The sequence below is a fragment of the Streptomyces sp. NPDC028331 genome (assembly GCF_055565775.1).
In genome coordinates this window covers 102,077-117,561 of the sequence record NZ_JBVHTR010000004.1, presented here as the reverse complement: position 1 = coordinate 117,561, position 15,485 = coordinate 102,077, and the positions used below count along the sequence as shown (strand labels likewise).

Here is a 15,485-nt window from a genome sequence, read left to right as displayed (position 1 = left end):
TCGGGTGGGTGCTGCGCCTTGCGCAGGCGGTGCCTTACGCGTTGCGCAGGCGGACGGCGTTACGCCTTGCGCAGGCGGAAGGTCAGGGACAGGCCTTCGTCGGTGAACGGCTCGCCGTAGGTCTCGTCCGCCTCGCCCTGGGCGAAGTCCGTGGCGAGGACCTCGTCCGCGATCAGACCGGAGTGTTCGCTCAGGGCGGCGATGACCGCCGGGTCTGTCGCGGTCCAGCGCAGCGCGATGCGGTCGGCGACGTCCAGGCCGCTGTTCTTGCGGGCCTCCTGGATGAGCCGGATCGCGTCACGGGCGAGGCCCGCCTGCCGCAGCTCCTCGGTGATCTCCAGATCGAGGGCGACCGTCGCACCGGAGTCGGACGCCACCGACCAGCCCTCGCGCGGGGTCTCCGTGATGATCACCTCGTCGGGGGCGAGGGTGACGGTCTCGCCGTCGACCTCCACCGACGCCGTGCCCTCGCGCAGCGCCAGGGACAGCGCCGCCGCGTCCGCGTTCGCGATGGCCTTGGCCACGTCCTGGACGCGCTTGCCGAAGCGCTTGCCCAGCGCGCGGAAGTTGGCCTTCGCCGTGGTGTCGACCAGCGAGCCGCCGACCTCGGAGAGGGACGCCAGGGCCGAGACGTTCAGCTCCTCCGTGATCTGCGTGTGCAGCTCCGGGTCCAGCGTCTCGAAGCCGGCCGCCGCGACCAGGGCACGTGACAGCGGCTGACGCGTCTTGACGCCCGACTCGGCGCGCGTGGCACGGCCCAGCTCCACGAGCCGGCGCACCAGCACCATCTGCCGCGACAGCTCCGGGTCGATCGCCGACAGGTCCGCCTCGGGCCAGGACGCCAGGTGCACCGACTCGGGGGCGCCCGGGGTCACCGGCACCACGAGGTCCTGCCACACCCGCTCGGTGATGAACGGGGTGATCGGCGCCATCAGCTTCGTGACCGTCTCCAGGACCTCGTGCAGGGTGCGCAGCGCGGCCTTGTCGCCCCGCCAGAAGCGGCGGCGCGAGCGGCGGACGTACCAGTTGGACAGGTCGTCGACGAACGCGGAGAGCAGCTTGCCGGCGCGCTGGGTGTCGTACGCCTCCAGGGACTGGGTGACCTGGTCGGTGAGCGCGTGCAGCTCCGACAGCAGCCAGCGGTCCAGGACCGGGCGGTCGGCCGGGGCCGGGTCGGCCTCGCTCGGCGCCCAGTTCGAGGTACGGGCGTACAGGGCCTGGAAGGCGACCGTGTTCCAGTAGGTGAGGAGGGTCTTGCGCACCACCTCCTGGATCGTGCCGTGGCCCACGCGGCGCGCCGCCCACGGGGAGCCGCCGGCCGCCATGAACCAACGCACCGCGTCCGCGCCGTGCTGGTCCATGAGCGGGATGGGCTGCAGGGTGTTGCCCAGGTGCTTGGACATCTTGCGGCCGTCCTCCGCGAGGATGTGGCCCAAGCAGACGACGTTCTCGTACGACGACTTGTCGAACACCAGGGTGCCGACCGCCATCAGCGTGTAGAACCAGCCGCGGGTCTGGTCGATGGCCTCGGAGATGAACTGCGCCGGGTAGCGGGACTCGAACAGCTCCTTGTTCTTGTACGGGTAGCCCCACTGCGCGAACGGCATCGAGCCCGAGTCGTACCAGGCGTCGATGACCTCGGGCACGCGCGTGGCGGTCTTCCCGCAGCCGTCCTGAGGACAGGCGAAGGTGACCTCGTCGATGAACGGGCGGTGCGGGTCAAGCTCCGACTGGTCGGTTCCCGTCAGCCCGGTCAGCTCCGCGCGGGAGCCGACGCAGGTGAGGTGACCGTCCTCGCAGCGCCAGATCGGCAGCGGGGTGCCCCAGTACCGGTTGCGGGACAGCGCCCAGTCGATGTTGTTGTTCAGCCAGTCGCCGTACCGGCCGTGCTTGACCGTCTCCGGGAACCAGTTCGTCTTCTCGTTCTCCTGGAGGAGACGGTCCTTGATCGCCGTGGTGCGGATGTACCAGGACGGCTGCGCGTAGTAGAGGAGCGCGGTGTGGCAGCGCCAGCAGTGCGGGTAGCTGTGCTCGTAGGGGATGTGCTTGAAGAGGAGGCCGCGCTGCTGCAGGTCCTCGGTGAGCCGTTCGTCCGCCTTCTTGAAGAAGACACCGCCGACCAGCGGCACCTCCTCCTCGAAGGTGCCGTCGGGGCGCACCGGGTTGACCACGGGCAGGCCGTAGGAGCGGCACACCTTGAGGTCGTCCTCACCGAAGGCGGGGGACTGGTGGACCAGACCCGTACCGTCCTCGGTCGTGACGTACTCGGCGTTCACCACGTAGTGGGCCGGGGCGGGGAACTCCACCAGTTCGAAGGGACGCTGATACGTCCAGCGCTCCATCTCGGCGCCGGTGAAGGTCTGGCCCGTTGTCTCCCAGCCCTCGCCGAGCGCCTTGCCGACGAGCGGCTCGGCGACGACGAGCTTCTCCGCGCCGTTCGTCGCGACGACGTAGATGACCTCGGGGTGGGCGGCGACCGCGGTGTTGGAGACCAGTGTCCAGGGGGTCGTCGTCCACACCAGGAGCGCGGCCTCGCCGGCCAGCGGACCGGAGGTGAGCGGGAAACGGACATAGACCGACGGGTCCACGACCGTCTCGTAGCCCTGCGCCAGCTCGTGGTCCGACAGGCCGGTGCCGCAGCGGGGGCACCAGGGGGCGACGCGGTGGTCCTGGACCAGGAGCCCCTTGTCGAAGATCTGCTTGAGCGACCACCAGACCGATTCGATGTAGGCCGGGTCCATCGTGCGGTAGGCACCGTCGAGGTCCGTCCAGTAACCCATGCGAGTCGTCAGCTCGGCGAAGGCGTCGGTGTGGCGGGTCACGGACTCGCGGCACTTGGCGTTGAACTCGGCGATGCCGTACGCCTCGATGTCCTTCTTGCCGCTGAAGCCGAGCTCCTTCTCGACCTCCAGCTCCACCGGGAGACCGTGGCAGTCCCAGCCGGCCTTGCGGGCCACGTGGTAGCCGCGCATGGTGCGGAAGCGGGGGAAGACGTCCTTGAAGACGCGCGCCTCGATGTGGTGGGCGCCCGGCATGCCGTTGGCGGTGGGCGGGCCCTCGTAGAACACCCATTCGGGGCGGCCCTCGGACTGCTCCAGGCTCTTGGCAAAGATCTTCTGCTCGCGCCAGAAGTCGAGCACCGCGTGCTCGAGCGCGGGCAGGTCGACCTGGGCGGGCACCTGGCGGTACTGCGTCATCGATCTTCCTCCGGCGGACGTGCTGCCTTCCGTCGGAGGGACGAGAGCCGGGAATTCCGAGAATCCTCCGTACGCCGTGTGCGGCGCGCTCCCGCGGTACCACCCTCCTTGGCTCCCCGGTGCGCCGTATGCGCCGGTGAGCCCCCTCATTGGGGCGCGAAGCCGGTTCTACTGGCCCCTGGGCTGTCGCTGGGGCGTTCTTCCGGCGGCTCCGGGGTGATCTTCACGTCGCGCTCGCCCCCGGGCTCACACCGTCCCCGGGTCGCTCTGGGCTGCGTACGCCGCTACTCGTCCCCATCCACGCTTTTCGCTCCGCCCAGTGTACGGCGCCGCACGGACGGCGGCCGACCGGATTTCCGGCTCCGGCGGCCGGGGGTGCGGCGGGCCCCCGGGTGACTCGAATGGCGAGACGCCGGCGTGCGGATTCGAGGAGCGGGGGCCCGGCGGATTACCGGGCGGAGAGCTGGGCACAACGGATGCAGGCTCGCCGCGGGGCACGCGCGTGGCGGGCGATTCGCGGGCGTGCCCCGTTGCCGCGGGCCAGAAGTCGATTTATCGTCCCAGCACGATTTCGCGCGCAAGATCACAATATGTGAAGGGGCCGCGGTCATGGTCGCGAAGAAGACCGCCGTACAGCAGTCGGCGTCCGGCAGAACCACGGGTGCGGCTGCCTCCGGCGGTGTGGTGGCCCAGGCCGTGGACGGGAAGAAGACCACCCACACGGCGGGGACGGGGCGGACGGTCAGGAGTGCCGGCCGGCCGGTGCCGGCCGCCACCGGGGCCGGGGACGGGAAGGCCGCGCACAGGGCCGGGGGGACGGTGGCGCGGGGAAGGAGCACGGCGGCGTCCAGGGGCGCGGGAGCGGAAAGCTCCGTTCCCGGCACGGTGCCCGGTCCGGTGGGCGCCTCGCAGGGGCCGGGCGCGATGAGGACCGCGGCCGGGAGCAGCGCGGGGAGAGCGGCTTCCCGCGGGACGAGCGCCCAGCAGGCCGGCGCCCGGCAGTCGGTGTCGAAGGCGGCACCCTCGAAGAAGGCCCCCGGGAAATCCGCATCCCGGGAAGCGGCGGCCAAGGAGTCCGCCCCCGGGAAGACGGCGGTGACCGGCACCGTCGCCGAGGAGGAGGCAGCGAGCGGCGCCGGCGCGAAGAGGTCGCCGGCGAGGACGGCCCCGGCGCAGAAGACCGCCGCGGGGAAGACGGCCGCTGCGAAGACTTCCGCGAAGAAGGCGGTGACCAAGAAGGGGGCGGCCAAGAAGGCGGCCGCTGCGAAAACCTCCGCGAAGAAGGCGGTGGCCAAGAAGGCGGCCACTGGGAAGACCTCCGCGAAGAAGGCGGTGGTCAAGAAGGCGGCGGTCAAGAAGGCGGCGGTCAAGAAGGCGGCCGCTGAGAAGACCGCGGGGAAGAAGACCACCGCCCCGACGGGACCGGTCGGGAAGACCGCGGCCAAGAAGGCCGCGGCAGCCGGTAAGACCACGGCCGCCGGGAAGGCGGCGGCCGAGAAGCCCGTCCCGAAGAAGGCGGCCGAGAAGTCCGTCACCAAGAAGGCGGCAACCAAGGGTGTCGCCGGCAGGAAGGCGGCAGCACCCGGCACTGTTCCCGAGAAGGCGGCGGCGAAGAAGGCGGCGCCCGGCAAGGAGGCTGCGGTGACCAGCACCGTCGCGAAGAAGACGGCGGCGAAGAAGGCCGCTGCCAAGAAGACGGCGGCCAAGAAGGCCGTCACACCGAAGTCGGCGGCCAAGAAGGCCCTCACCCCGAAGACGGCGGCCACGAAGGCCGCCGCCGGAAAGGCGGCCCCCTCCAAGGCCGCCGCCGACAAGAGCGCCGCGAAGGGCGGCACGACGAAAAGCACCCCCACGAAGAGTGCGGCCAAGAAGAGCACGGCCAAGAAGGCGAGCGAGGTCGAGGCCGCGAAGCAGACGGGAGCCACGACGGTGGTTGCGAAGAAGACTCCTGGGACGGCCACGGCGGACACGGGCCCCACCGCGGTCCCGAAGGCGAGGATCGCCGCGGCCGAGCCCGGTGAACTGGCGGTGCGCCCCGGAGAGGACCCGTGGACCCCGGAGGAGGTGACCGAGGCGCGCGCCGAGCTGGAGTCCGACGCCCTGCGGCTGCGCGGCGAGATCGACGCCTCGGAACAGGCGCTGGTCGGGCTGATGCGCGACTCCGGGGACGGCGCCGGCGACGACCAGGCGGACACCGGCACCAAGAACATCACCCGTGAGCATGAGATGGCGCTCGCCCACAACGCCCGGGAGATGCTCGAACAGACCGAACACGCGTTGGAACGGCTCGACGCCGGCACCTACGGCCTGTGCGAAAGCTGCGGCAACCCCATCGGCAAGGCCCGTATGCAGGCCTTTCCGCGCGCCACCCTGTGCGTGGAATGCAAGCAGAAGCGGGAACGCCGCCCATGAGCCCCGCCTGAACACGTGATCCGGCGGTGGTGTCGTAGTCTCGTCCAGTCAGGGCACCTAGGTTGAGGGATTCACGTGGCAGAGGCGGAGCGCATCATCGGTACGCCGGACATCCCAGACGCGGCCGGGCCGGAGCAGTCCGACGGGCGGGCCCCGGCCGAGGGCCCCGGAGCCCAGGGGCCGGGTTCCGGCGCCGCCGAGCGGCCCAGGGGCAGGCGCCGGATCGCGGTGCTGTTCGCGGTCGCCGCCTTCGCGTACGCCCTCGACCTGGTCAGCAAGCTGATCGTGGTCGCGAAGCTGGAGCACCACGAGCCGATCGAGATCCTCGGGGACTGGCTGAAGTTCGAGGCGATCCGCAACCCGGGTGCGGCCTTCGGCTTCGGCGAGGCCTTCACCGTGATCTTCACGGTGATCGCGGCGGCGGTGATCGTGGTGATCGCCCGGCTCGCCCGCAAGCTCTACAGCCTGCCCTGGGCGATCGCCCTCGGCCTGCTCCTCGGTGGCGCGCTCGGCAACCTCACCGACCGGATCTTCCGTTCGCCGGGCGTGTTCGAAGGCGCGGTCGTCGACTTCATCGCGCCCAAGCACTTCGCCGTGTTCAACCTGGCCGACTCGGCGATCGTCTGCGGCGGCATCCTGATCGTGCTGCTGTCCTTCCGCGGCCTCGACCCGGACGGCACCGTCCACAAGGACTGAGGTCGCCAGAGGTTGTCCACAGGCGCGTGGCAGGGCGCAGGGGCCCGTCCGGCATACTCGACGGGTGAGCACGCTTCCCGAGATCCGTACCCTGCCCGTGCCCGACGGCCTGGAGGGCGAGCGCGTCGACGCCGCCATCTCCCGCATGTTCGGCTTCTCCCGCACCAAAGCCGCGGAGCTGGCCGCGGCGGGCAAGGTGCAGGTCGACGGCGCCGTGGTGGGCAAGTCGGAGCGGGTGCGGGGCGGCGCCTGGCTCGAGGTCGAGATGCCGCAGGCGCCCGCGCCGGTGCAGGTGGTCGCCGAGCCGGTCGAGGGCATGGACATCGTGCACGACGACGATGACGTGGTCGTGATCGTCAAGCCGGTCGGCGTCGCCGCGCACCCCAGCCCCGGCTGGACCGGCCCGACCGTGATCGGCGGCCTCGCGGCGGCCGGCTACCGGATCTCCACCTCCGGCGCCGCCGAGCGCCAGGGCATCGTGCACCGCCTCGACGTCGGCACATCGGGCCTGATGGTGGTGGCCAAGTCGGAGTACGCGTACACGTCGCTCAAGCGCCAGTTCAAGGAGCGCACGGTCGACAAGCGCTACCACACGCTCGTCCAGGGCCACCCCGACCCGACCAGCGGCACCATCGACGCGCCCATCGGCCGCCACCCCACCCACGACTACAAGTGGGCGGTCACGGCCGACGGCAAGCCCTCCGTCACGCATTACGACCTGCTCGAGGCGTTCCGCTCGGCCTCCCTGCTCGACGTCAAGCTGGAGACCGGGCGCACCCACCAGATCCGCGTCCACATGGCCGCCCACCGGCACCCGTGCGTCGGCGACCTGACGTACGGGGCGGACCCGACGCTCGCCAAGCGGCTCGGCCTGACCCGTCAGTGGCTGCACGCGGTGCGGCTCGGCTTCGAGCACCCGGCGGACGGGCGGTGGGTGGAGTTCGAGAGCGACTACCCCGCCGACCTGCAGAAGGCGCTGGACAAGGTGCGCGAGGAGAGCTGGGCATGAGCGCCGGCGACGCCGGGTACACCGTGCGGGTCGCCGAGGACCCCGCCGACCGTGAGGCGTGCTTCGCGGTCCGCAAGCAGGTCTTCGTCGCCGAACAGGGCGTCCCCGAGGACATCGAGTACGACGCCCACGACGCCGGCGCCGTGCACGTCCTGGCCGTACGGGAGGACGGCGTGCCGCTCGGCACCGGCCGGCTGCTGTACGGGGAGGCGGCCGCCGCGAAGAACGGCGGCGACGCGTCCGTGGGCTCGCTCGGGCGCCTCGCGGTGACACGGGAGGCACGCGGGCTGGGCGTCGGCGCGGCGCTGGTGCGGGCCATCGAGGAGGCGGCACGCGAGCGCGGTCTGACGGCGGTGGACCTGCACGCGCAGACCCACGCACTGGGCTTCTACGAGCGGCTCGGCTACGCGGCGTACGGACCGGAGTTCCCCGACGCGGGCATACCGCATCGCTCGATGCGGCGCCCACTGTAGTGAAGCCGGGAAAACGGGTGAGAAGGGTGGCATGGCAGGCTTGAGACCTGCCGTGTGAACGTCGAACCACCCGGAGCGCTCACCGTGGACCAACTCGCCCTGTTCCTGCTGCTGTTGCTCGGGGCCGTGGTGAGCGTCCCGGTCGGGGACCGGCTCCGGCTGCCGGCGCCGGTGCTGATGACCCTGCTCGGGATCGTGCTCGCCCTGCTCGACTTCGTGCCCAACGTCAACATCCCGCCCGGGCTGATCCTGCCCGCGCTGCTGCCGCCGCTGCTGTACGCGGCGGTGCGCCGCACCTCGTGGCGGCAGTTCACGGCCAACAAGCGGCCCATCTTCCTGCTGGCCGTGGCGCTGGTGTTCGTCACCACCGTGTGCGTGGCCGCCGTCGCCCACGAGGTCGTGCCGGGGCTGCCGGTCGCCGCGGCGGTGGCGCTGGGCGCCCTCGTGGCGCCCCCCGACCCGGTGGCGGCGACCGCCGTGGCGGGACAGCTCGGGCTGCCCCGCCGCCTGGTGTCCATCCTGGAGGGCGAGGGACTGTTCAACGACGTGACGGCGATCGTGCTGTACCACGTCGCGATCGCCGCCGCCGTCAGCGGAACGTTCTCGCTGCCGCACGCCCTGCTCGAACTGGCGCTCTCCGCGGTCGTCGCCCTCGCCGTCGGGCTCGCCCTCGGCTGGGCCGCCAACAAGCTGCTCGACCTGCTCGGCGACGCCACCCTGCAGATCGGCCTGACGCTCCTCGTGCCGTACGCCTCGTACGTCCTGGCCGAGGAACTGCACGGCTCCGGCGTACTGTCCGTGCTGATCACCGCGCTGTTCCTGGCCGAGTACGCCGCCGATCCGGACGACGTGATGATGCGGCTCGCCGGGCACACGTTCTGGGACGTGGTGGACACCCTGGTCACCGGGATCGCGTTCGGGCTCATCGGGCTGGAACTGCACCACGCGATCCGGACCGCGTCCGGGCGGTGGGGCGAGATGCTCGGCTGGGCCGTCGCGATCGTGGCCGTCGTCGTGTTCGTCCGCCTCGCCTGGCTGCTGCCCGCGACCTGGCTGACGAAGCGGCTGCACGCCAAACGGGACTACGACGAGGAGATCCCGGTGTCCTGGCGGGAGACCGTCGTCATGTGGTGGTCCGGGATGCGGGGCGTGGCGTCGGTGGCGTTGGCCCTGGCCATTCCGCTGACCATGGACGACGGGTCGCCCTTCCCCGGCCGGAACGAGATCGTCTTCATCGCCTTCGGGGTGATCATGGCCACGCTGGTGCTCCAGGGGCTCACACTGCCGTGGCTGGTGCGGAAGCTGAACGTGCGGTCCGACACCGAGAGCGAAAAGGAGTTCGAGCATGCGCTGGCGGTCCGCGCGGCCAAGGCGGCGAAGCGCAGACTGAAGGAGATCGAGCAGGTCGAGGAGCTGCCGGACGAACTGTCCGAGCAGCTCCTGCGCAGGGCCTTCGACATCGGCGCCCGCATCAGCCCCGACCTCGGGGACGAGGAGCGGCGCGAGGCGCAGCAACAGCGGGCCCGGCGCATCAAGCGGGCGCGCAGGATCCACGGGGAGATGCTGAGCGCGGCACGCCACGAGGTACTCGCCGCCCGCAGCGAACCGGGCGCGGACCCGGAGATCGTCGACCGGGTGCTGCGCCACCTGGACGTCCGCAGCCTGCGCTGACACCCGCCCCGCGACCCGCCCGGGGGCCAATGCGTCCGCCCTGGGCGCTTTTTGTACGATTGGATCATGACGCGCAACGTGGTGATCAGTGGTGGAGGAACGGGGATCGGACTGGCGGCGGCGCGGGCCTTCGCCGCAGACGGGGACCGGGTGCTGCTCCTCGGGCGGCGGCCGGAGGTGCTGGAGAAGGCCGACGTGCCGGGGGCGCTCACCTACGCGGCCGACCTGAGCGATCCGCACGCCGTGCGCGGCGTCGCCCGGTTCGTGGCCGACGAGCTGGGCACCGTGGACGTGCTCGTCAACAACGCGGGCGGCAGCGGACTTCGGGAGCCCGAGGCCGGCGCCGAGGACCCGCTCGAAGCCGTCGCGCACACCTGGACCGTCAACTTCCGGCTGAACGTGCTGACCGCGGCCCTGCTCACCGAGGCACTGCGGGACCGGCTCGCCTCCCCGGGCGGCCGGGTGCTGTTCCTCAGCTCCATCGCCGCCTACCGCGGCTCCGGCAGCGGCGCCTACGCCGCCTCCAAGGCCGCCCTGCACCCCTACGCCTTCGACCTGGCCCGGGAGGTCGGGCCGCGCGGCATCACGGTGAACGTGGTCGCGCCGGGCTACATCGAGGACACCGAGTTCTTCGGCGACGCCATGGACCACGCGCGACGCGAGCGGCTCATCGCGGAGACGTCCATCGGCCGCGCCGGTACGCCCGGGGACGTGGCCGCGACCCTGCACTGGCTGGCGTCCCCCGGTGCCCGCCACGTCACCGCGCAGGTGATCCAGGTCAACGGCGGTGCGGAACGCGGCCGCTGACGTGGGCCGGGCTCAGCCCCGGCCCGCCCGCTGCTCCTCGTACGCCTTGCGGAACCGTCCGTCGGGCGAGGAGTGGCCGTTCCAGCCGGGCGGAGGTACCGCGCCCGCCGTGTTGACCCGCGGCAGCGCGTAGGGGTGCTCCTCGGCCAGCCAGCGGATGAGCTCCTCGCGCACCGTGACCCGGGCCGTCCATATGTCGTCCGCGTCCTTCGCGGTGACCAGCGCCCGCACCTGCATGGTGTTGGGCGTGGAGTCGGTGACCTGGAGGCCGTAGGCGCGGCCGTCCCACGCCGGACAGTTGCGCAGGATGTCGCGGAGCTTGTCGCGCATCGCCTCCACGGGCGCGGTGTGGTCGACGTGGAAGTAGACGATGCCCGTCATCTGGGCGCTGCCGCGCGACCAGTTCTCGAACGGCTTGGACGTGAAGTACGACACCGGCATGGTGATCCGCCGCTCGTCCCAGGTGCGCACGGTCAGGAAGGTCAGCGTGATCTCCTCGACCGTGCCCCACTCGCCGTCCACGACCACCGTGTCGCCGAGCCGCACCATGTCGCCGAACGCGATCTGCAGCCCGGCGAAGAGGTTGGAGAGCGTGGACTGCGCGGCGACACCGGCGACGATGCCGAGGATGCCGGCCGAGGCCAGCAGCGAGGCGCCTGCCGTCCGCATCGCGGGGAACGTCAGCAGCATCGCGCTGGCCGCCACCACCCCGACGGTCGCGTACACCACCCGCATGATCAGCGTGACCTGGGTGCGCACGCGCCGGACCCGGGCCGGGTCGTGGTGGGCGCGGGCGTAGCGGCTGTACGTCGTCTCGACGATGGCCCCCGCGATACGGATCACCAGCCAGGCCGCGGAACCGATCAGCACCAGGGTCAGCGTCCGGCCGATGCCCACCTGGTGCGCCTGGAGGACCTTCACCTGGTCGTAGGAGCCCCTCAGCAGGGCCGCGCACAGCACGAGCTGGTAGGGGATGCGGCCGCGGCGCAGCAGACCCCACAGGGGCGTCTCGGGGTGCCCGGCGTTCGCCTTGCGCAGCAGGACGTCCGTGCCCCACCCGATGAGCAGGGTGAGTCCGACCGTTCCGCCTAGGACGATCACCGGGCGCAGTACGTTCTCCATCCTTGGAACGTAACCAGTGGGGCCCGCCGTGAACCTGTGGCCAAGAACACCCGGGTCCGGTGGGGCGTCCGGCGTCGTCCGTCACGGCTGGCACCATGGCCTCATGAACATCATGCTCTTCCACTCGACGTACGGGCTGCGGCCGGCCGTCCGGGCCGCCGCCGACCGGCTCCGCGCCGCCGGGCACGAGGTGTGGACCCCCGACCTGTTCGACGGCCGCACCTTCGAGACGGTCGAGGAGGGCATGGCCTTCAAGGACGAGATCGGGAAGGAAGAGCTGCTCAAGCGGGCCGTGCTGGCCGCCGCGCCGTACTCCGAGCGAGGGCTCGTGTACGCCGGGTTCTCACTCGGCGCCGCCACCGCGCAGACCCTGGCGCTCGGCGACCACAAGGCGCGCGGGCTCCTGCTGCTGCACGGCACCTCGGACATCGCGCCGAACGCCTCGGTGGACGGACTGCCGGTGCAGTTGCACGTCGCCGAGCCCGACCCGTTCGAGACGGACGACTGGCTCGGCGCCTGGTACCTGCAGATGGGCAGGGCGGGCGCGGACGTGGAGATCCACCGCTACGCGGGCGCGGGCCACCTGTACACCGACCCGGACCTGCCGGACTACGACGAGGAGGCGGCCGAGGCCACCTGGCGGGTGGCGCTCGGCTTCCTCGACAGCCTGTAGCCCGCCCTGCACGGGCGGCTACACCGGGTCGTACGTCCGCTCGACCTTCTGCGTGCCGCTGCGCGTGCGGTACGACCGCTCCCAGGACGAGGTCGCGCTCGCGTCCGTACGGTCGGACAGCACGTAGTAGTCCATCTGCGCGCGCTCGGCGGTGATGTCCAGCACGCCGTAGCCGTGGCGGTCGGTGTCGACCCAGTGCACATGCCGGTTGGCCGCGCGGATGACCGGAGCGGCCACCGCCGAGACGGTGCCCTCGGGAACCTTGACGATGTCGTCGAGGTTGTCGGACGTGACCGAGGTGACCACGAACTCGGTGGCCGCGGAGGCGGACAGCGGGTAGGTGCCGGCGTCGACGGGCACGTCGTTGGCCCATGCCATATGGATGTCGCCGGTCAGGAACACGGTGTTCCGGATTGCGTTGTCCCGCAGGTGGGCGAGCAGTTCACGGCGGTCGTCGGTGTAGCCGTCCCACTGGTCGGTGTTGACGGCGAGGCCCTCCTGCGGCAGCCCCAGCAGCTTGGCCAGCGGCCTCAGCAGATCGGCGGAGAGCGAGCCGATGACGAAGGGCGCGATCATCACCGAGTTGCCGACCAGCCGCCAGGTGGTGTCGGACGCCTTCAGGCCGGCCTTCAGCCAGTCGAGTTGGGCACGGCCCGTGATGGTGCGGTCCGGGTCGTCGACGGAACCGCTGCCCGTGGACGCCTGTTGCGAGCGGAAGGAGCGCAGGTCGAGCAGGGAGAGGTCGGCGAGCTTGCCGAACCGCAACCGGCGGTAGGTGGTCCCCTCGAGCGCCGGACGGACCGGCATCCACTCGAAGTACGCCTGCTTCGCCGCCGCCTTGCGGGCCGTCCAGGTGCCCTCGGCGCCCTCGGTGTGGTTGACCGCGCCGCCCGACCAGGCGTTGTCGGCGAACTCGTGGTCGTCCCAGATCGCGATGACCGGCGCCTTGGCGTGCAGGGCCTGGAGGTCGGGGTCCGTCTTGTACTTCGCGTGCCGGACGCGGTAGTCGGCCAGCGTGATGATCTCGTTCGCCGGGGCGTGCGGGCGCACCACCGTGCCGCGGGCCGCGTACTCCCCGGTCTTGTACTCGTAGATGTAGTCGCCCAGGTGCAGCCATGCGTCCAGGTCGCCCCGCGCGGCCAGGTGCCGGTACGACGCGAAGTAGCCGGCCTCCCAGTTGGCGCAGGAGACCACACCGAAGCGCAGCCCGGGGACGGCGGCGTCGGCGGCCGGCGCGGTGCGGGTGCGGGCGATGGGGGAGTCGGTGCCGCCGGCGGAGAAGCGGAACCAGTAGTCCGTGGCCGGTTCCAGGCCCCGTACGTCGGCCTTCACCGTGTGGTCGGAGGCGGCGGTCGCGGTGACGGAGCCCTTGGCGACGATGTTCGTGAACGCCTTGTCCTTGGCGAGCACCCAGTCCACTTCGGTGTCGGGACCGAGCCCGGAGCCGGGCGTCGCCTGTGCGGTGGGCGTCACCCGGGTCCACAGCAGGATGCCGTCGGGCAGCGGGTCGCCGGAGGCCACGCCGTGCAGGAAGGCCGGAGTGCCGGAGGCGGCCCGGGCGGGAAGCGCGGCGGCCAGCGGGGCGCCGAGGACGGCTGTGGCGGCCGCGGCCTTGACGACCGTACGGCGGCGCGGGGACGGTGAGTTGAGGCTCTCGGATGATCTGTGTCGACTGGTCACGGGCGAGCAGACTACTGACCAGTACGCACAAAGAGCGGGCGAACTCGCAAAGTTCGCCCGCTCTTCTTCTAGCGGACCTTCTTCTTCCGGCCCTCCTCAACGGGACCGCCCGGCCCCGCCGTGGGGTGGGCCGGTCAGGCCTTGAGCGCGTTGTCGATCGCCGTGTTGAAATCGGCCACCGTCATCGGCGCGTTCTGCCCGTCCGAGCCGGTGAGCGTCTTGCCGTCCATCTTCAGGGTCGGCGTGCCCTGTACCCCGCTCTTGTTGAAGACCTCGGACATGTCCAGCGCCCACTTGTCGTAGGTGCCGTCCTTCACGGCCTTCTGGAACGCCGCGTTGTCCTTCAGGGCGGGGACGGTGTTCGCGACCTTGATCAGGTAGCTGTCGTCCTTGAACTTGTCCTGGGTCTCCTCCGGGTGCCACTTCGCCGAGTACAGCGCGCTCTTGTACTCGAGGAACGCCTCGGGGCTGACGTTCAGCGCGGCTCCCATGGCGCTCAGGGCGTTCTTGGAGCCCTCGCCCTGGGTGTTGGTGTCGATGAACGTGGCACCGACGTACTGGATCTTGAACTTGCCCTCGTCGACGTCCTTCTTGACGGTCGAGCCGACGGTCTGCTCGAACTGGGCGCAGATCGGGCAGCGCGGGTCCTCGTACATGACCAGGGTCTTCTTGGCGCTGCTCTTGCCGATGACGACGGTGGTGCCGTTCGCACCGGAGGTGTTGGCCGGCTTGACGAGCGGGTCGCTCTTCGCGGCCTCCCAGTAGCTGGGCTTGTTGTTCTGCACGACGGCGTAGCCGACGCCGCCCGCGATGGCGAGCACGGCGACGACCGAACCGGCGACGATCAGCTGCCGCTTGACCTTGTCGCGCTTGGCCTGCCGCTCGCGCTCGATCCGCAGCCGCTCACGGGCCGCCGTCTTCGCCGCCTGGGTGTTCCGCTTGCTCATGGGTGATCTCCTGTGGGACGCGCACCGTGGTGCGCGGAATGCCGGATGGGGAGTGGTCGTGCTCGGGGTGTCGCCCGGAACGGGCGGTGTCGCTCAGATCAGGGCGACCGAGCACGGCGGTCCACGCCGTCCCAGGGAGTGCACGAAGAGGCGGGTGCGCAGGGCGGTGATCCGCGGCGCCGGGCGCGGCACCCGGCGGACCGGCGCGAGCCGTACCGTCACGGCGGCGACGGCGAGCAGCAGCGGCCGGAACGTGGTCGCGGCCACCGCGCCGAGGAGCTGAACCAGCGCCCGCTCGCCGCGGCGGAGCCAGGCGGCGGCCAGCAGCCCCACGCTCACGTGGGCGGCGAGCAGCAGCCAGGCGGTCGCCGGGTCGGCGTGCGCCAGGAGCGCGGCGATCCGGTCGCTGCCGGTGCCGGTGCCGGTGACCCGGCTGAGGGGCGTGCCCACGCTGCCGCTGCACAGCACGTCCAGGCCCACCGAGCGCAGCGGGCCGGTGACCGGGCCGCCGGCCCTGCCGTAGCAGGCGTGCTGGCCCGTGGTGAACACCGTGTCCGCGGCCAGTTCCAGCGGCACCAGCAGGGCGGCGATCTTCCCGAAGCCCCGCTCACGGCCGGCCAGCGCGTACGCGACGACGAAGACGGCGGCGGCTATGGCGGCCACCGTCCCCATCGGCAGGGGGACCTCGGACAGCAGCACGTGCGACGCGGTGCTGAGGGTCACGACCAGTGTCGTGAACAGCGCCGCGCGTACGGCTCTGAGGCGGGTCCCGGATATGTCCATAGCAGAGGAGAGTGT

The 15,485-nt window shown here is 71.4% G+C and carries 12 protein-coding genes; 7 read left to right on the top strand and 5 right to left on the bottom strand.

Annotated elements, in window-relative coordinates; translation table 11 throughout:
- Nucleotides 1-59: 59 nt before the first annotated feature.
- Nucleotides 60-3,197, bottom strand: a complete 3,138-nt coding sequence (ileS, locus tag ACZ4SW_RS06565) for an isoleucine--tRNA ligase (RefSeq protein WP_468238735.1) — start codon at nucleotides 3,195-3,197, stop codon at nucleotides 60-62.
- Nucleotides 3,198-4,529: 1,332 nt separating this feature from the next.
- On the opposite strand from ileS, the gene ACZ4SW_RS06560 reads away from it, so the two are divergent.
- The 6 genes from ACZ4SW_RS06560 to ACZ4SW_RS06535 all read left to right on the top strand — a co-directional run bounded on the left by ACZ4SW_RS06560 (nucleotide 4,530) and on the right by ACZ4SW_RS06535 (nucleotide 10,265).
- Nucleotides 4,530-5,609, top strand: a complete 1,080-nt coding sequence (locus tag ACZ4SW_RS06560) for a TraR/DksA family transcriptional regulator (protein ID WP_468239412.1) — start codon at nucleotides 4,530-4,532, stop codon at nucleotides 5,607-5,609.
- Between the two features lie 75 nt (nucleotides 5,610-5,684).
- Nucleotides 5,685-6,305, top strand: coding sequence for a signal peptidase II (gene lspA / locus ACZ4SW_RS06555; protein WP_468238733.1), 621 nt, complete (start codon nucleotides 5,685-5,687; stop codon nucleotides 6,303-6,305).
- A 64-nt stretch (nucleotides 6,306-6,369) separates the two neighbouring features.
- Complete coding sequence (locus ACZ4SW_RS06550; RefSeq protein WP_468238731.1) at nucleotides 6,370-7,314, top strand: RluA family pseudouridine synthase; 945 nt, start codon at nucleotides 6,370-6,372, stop codon at nucleotides 7,312-7,314.
- Complete coding sequence (locus ACZ4SW_RS06545) at nucleotides 7,311-7,787, top strand: GNAT family N-acetyltransferase (RefSeq protein WP_468238729.1); 477 nt, start codon at nucleotides 7,311-7,313, stop codon at nucleotides 7,785-7,787. Before ACZ4SW_RS06550 ends, ACZ4SW_RS06545 begins: the two co-directional genes overlap by 4 nt.
- An 84-nt stretch (nucleotides 7,788-7,871) precedes the next feature.
- Complete coding sequence (locus ACZ4SW_RS06540) at nucleotides 7,872-9,458, top strand: Na+/H+ antiporter (protein WP_468239409.1); 1,587 nt, start codon at nucleotides 7,872-7,874, stop codon at nucleotides 9,456-9,458.
- 66 nt (nucleotides 9,459-9,524) lie between these two features.
- Nucleotides 9,525-10,265 carry an SDR family NAD(P)-dependent oxidoreductase gene (locus tag ACZ4SW_RS06535; protein WP_468238727.1) on the top strand — a complete coding sequence of 247 codons (741 nt, stop codon included), beginning with the start codon at nucleotides 9,525-9,527 and terminating at the stop codon, nucleotides 10,263-10,265.
- Nucleotides 10,266-10,277: 12 nt separating this feature from the next.
- On the opposite strand, the gene ACZ4SW_RS06530 is transcribed toward ACZ4SW_RS06535, so the two are convergent.
- Complete coding sequence (locus ACZ4SW_RS06530) at nucleotides 10,278-11,387, bottom strand: mechanosensitive ion channel family protein (protein WP_468238725.1); 1,110 nt, start codon at nucleotides 11,385-11,387, stop codon at nucleotides 10,278-10,280.
- Between the two features lie 103 nt (nucleotides 11,388-11,490).
- On the opposite strand from ACZ4SW_RS06530, the gene ACZ4SW_RS06525 reads away from it, so the two are divergent.
- Entirely contained in the window at nucleotides 11,491-12,060 is a 570-nt protein-coding gene (locus ACZ4SW_RS06525) for a dienelactone hydrolase family protein (RefSeq protein WP_468238723.1), read from the top strand.
- An 18-nt stretch (nucleotides 12,061-12,078) separates the two neighbouring features.
- Here the strand turns inward: ACZ4SW_RS06525 and ACZ4SW_RS06520 are convergent, their stop codons facing one another.
- The 3 genes from ACZ4SW_RS06520 to ACZ4SW_RS06510 all read right to left on the bottom strand — a co-directional run bounded on the left by ACZ4SW_RS06520 (nucleotide 12,079) and on the right by ACZ4SW_RS06510 (nucleotide 15,470).
- The gene (locus tag ACZ4SW_RS06520) at nucleotides 12,079-13,740 is read right to left on the bottom strand and encodes an alkaline phosphatase D family protein (protein ID WP_468238721.1); all 1,662 of its coding nucleotides are present in this window, start codon (nucleotides 13,738-13,740) and stop codon (nucleotides 12,079-12,081) included.
- A 134-nt stretch (nucleotides 13,741-13,874) separates the two neighbouring features.
- Nucleotides 13,875-14,687, bottom strand: coding sequence for a DsbA family protein (locus ACZ4SW_RS06515; protein WP_468238719.1), 813 nt, complete (start codon nucleotides 14,685-14,687; stop codon nucleotides 13,875-13,877).
- A gap of 93 nt (nucleotides 14,688-14,780) precedes the next feature.
- Nucleotides 14,781-15,470 carry a hypothetical protein gene (locus ACZ4SW_RS06510; protein WP_468238716.1) on the bottom strand — a complete coding sequence of 230 codons (690 nt, stop codon included), beginning with the start codon at nucleotides 15,468-15,470 and terminating at the stop codon, nucleotides 14,781-14,783.
- Between the last annotated feature and the right edge of the window lie 15 nt (nucleotides 15,471-15,485).

Bases quoted from the DNA above. Each gene is read 5' to 3' on its own strand.
- ileS (WP_468238735.1), bottom strand. From the start codon at position 3,197: ATGACGCAGTACCGCCAGGTGCCCGCCCAGGTCGACCTGCCCGCGCTC.
- ACZ4SW_RS06545 (WP_468238729.1), top strand. From the start codon at position 7,311: ATGAGCGCCGGCGACGCCGGGTACACCGTGCGGGTCGCCGAGGACCCC.
- ACZ4SW_RS06535 (WP_468238727.1), top strand. From the start codon at position 9,525: ATGACGCGCAACGTGGTGATCAGTGGTGGAGGAACGGGGATCGGACTG.
- ACZ4SW_RS06530 (WP_468238725.1), bottom strand. From the start codon at position 11,387: ATGGAGAACGTACTGCGCCCGGTGATCGTCCTAGGCGGAACGGTCGGA.
- ACZ4SW_RS06525 (WP_468238723.1), top strand. From the start codon at position 11,491: ATGAACATCATGCTCTTCCACTCGACGTACGGGCTGCGGCCGGCCGTC.
- ACZ4SW_RS06515 (WP_468238719.1), bottom strand. From the start codon at position 14,687: ATGAGCAAGCGGAACACCCAGGCGGCGAAGACGGCGGCCCGTGAGCGG.
- ACZ4SW_RS06510 (WP_468238716.1), bottom strand. From the start codon at position 15,470: ATGGACATATCCGGGACCCGCCTCAGAGCCGTACGCGCGGCGCTGTTC.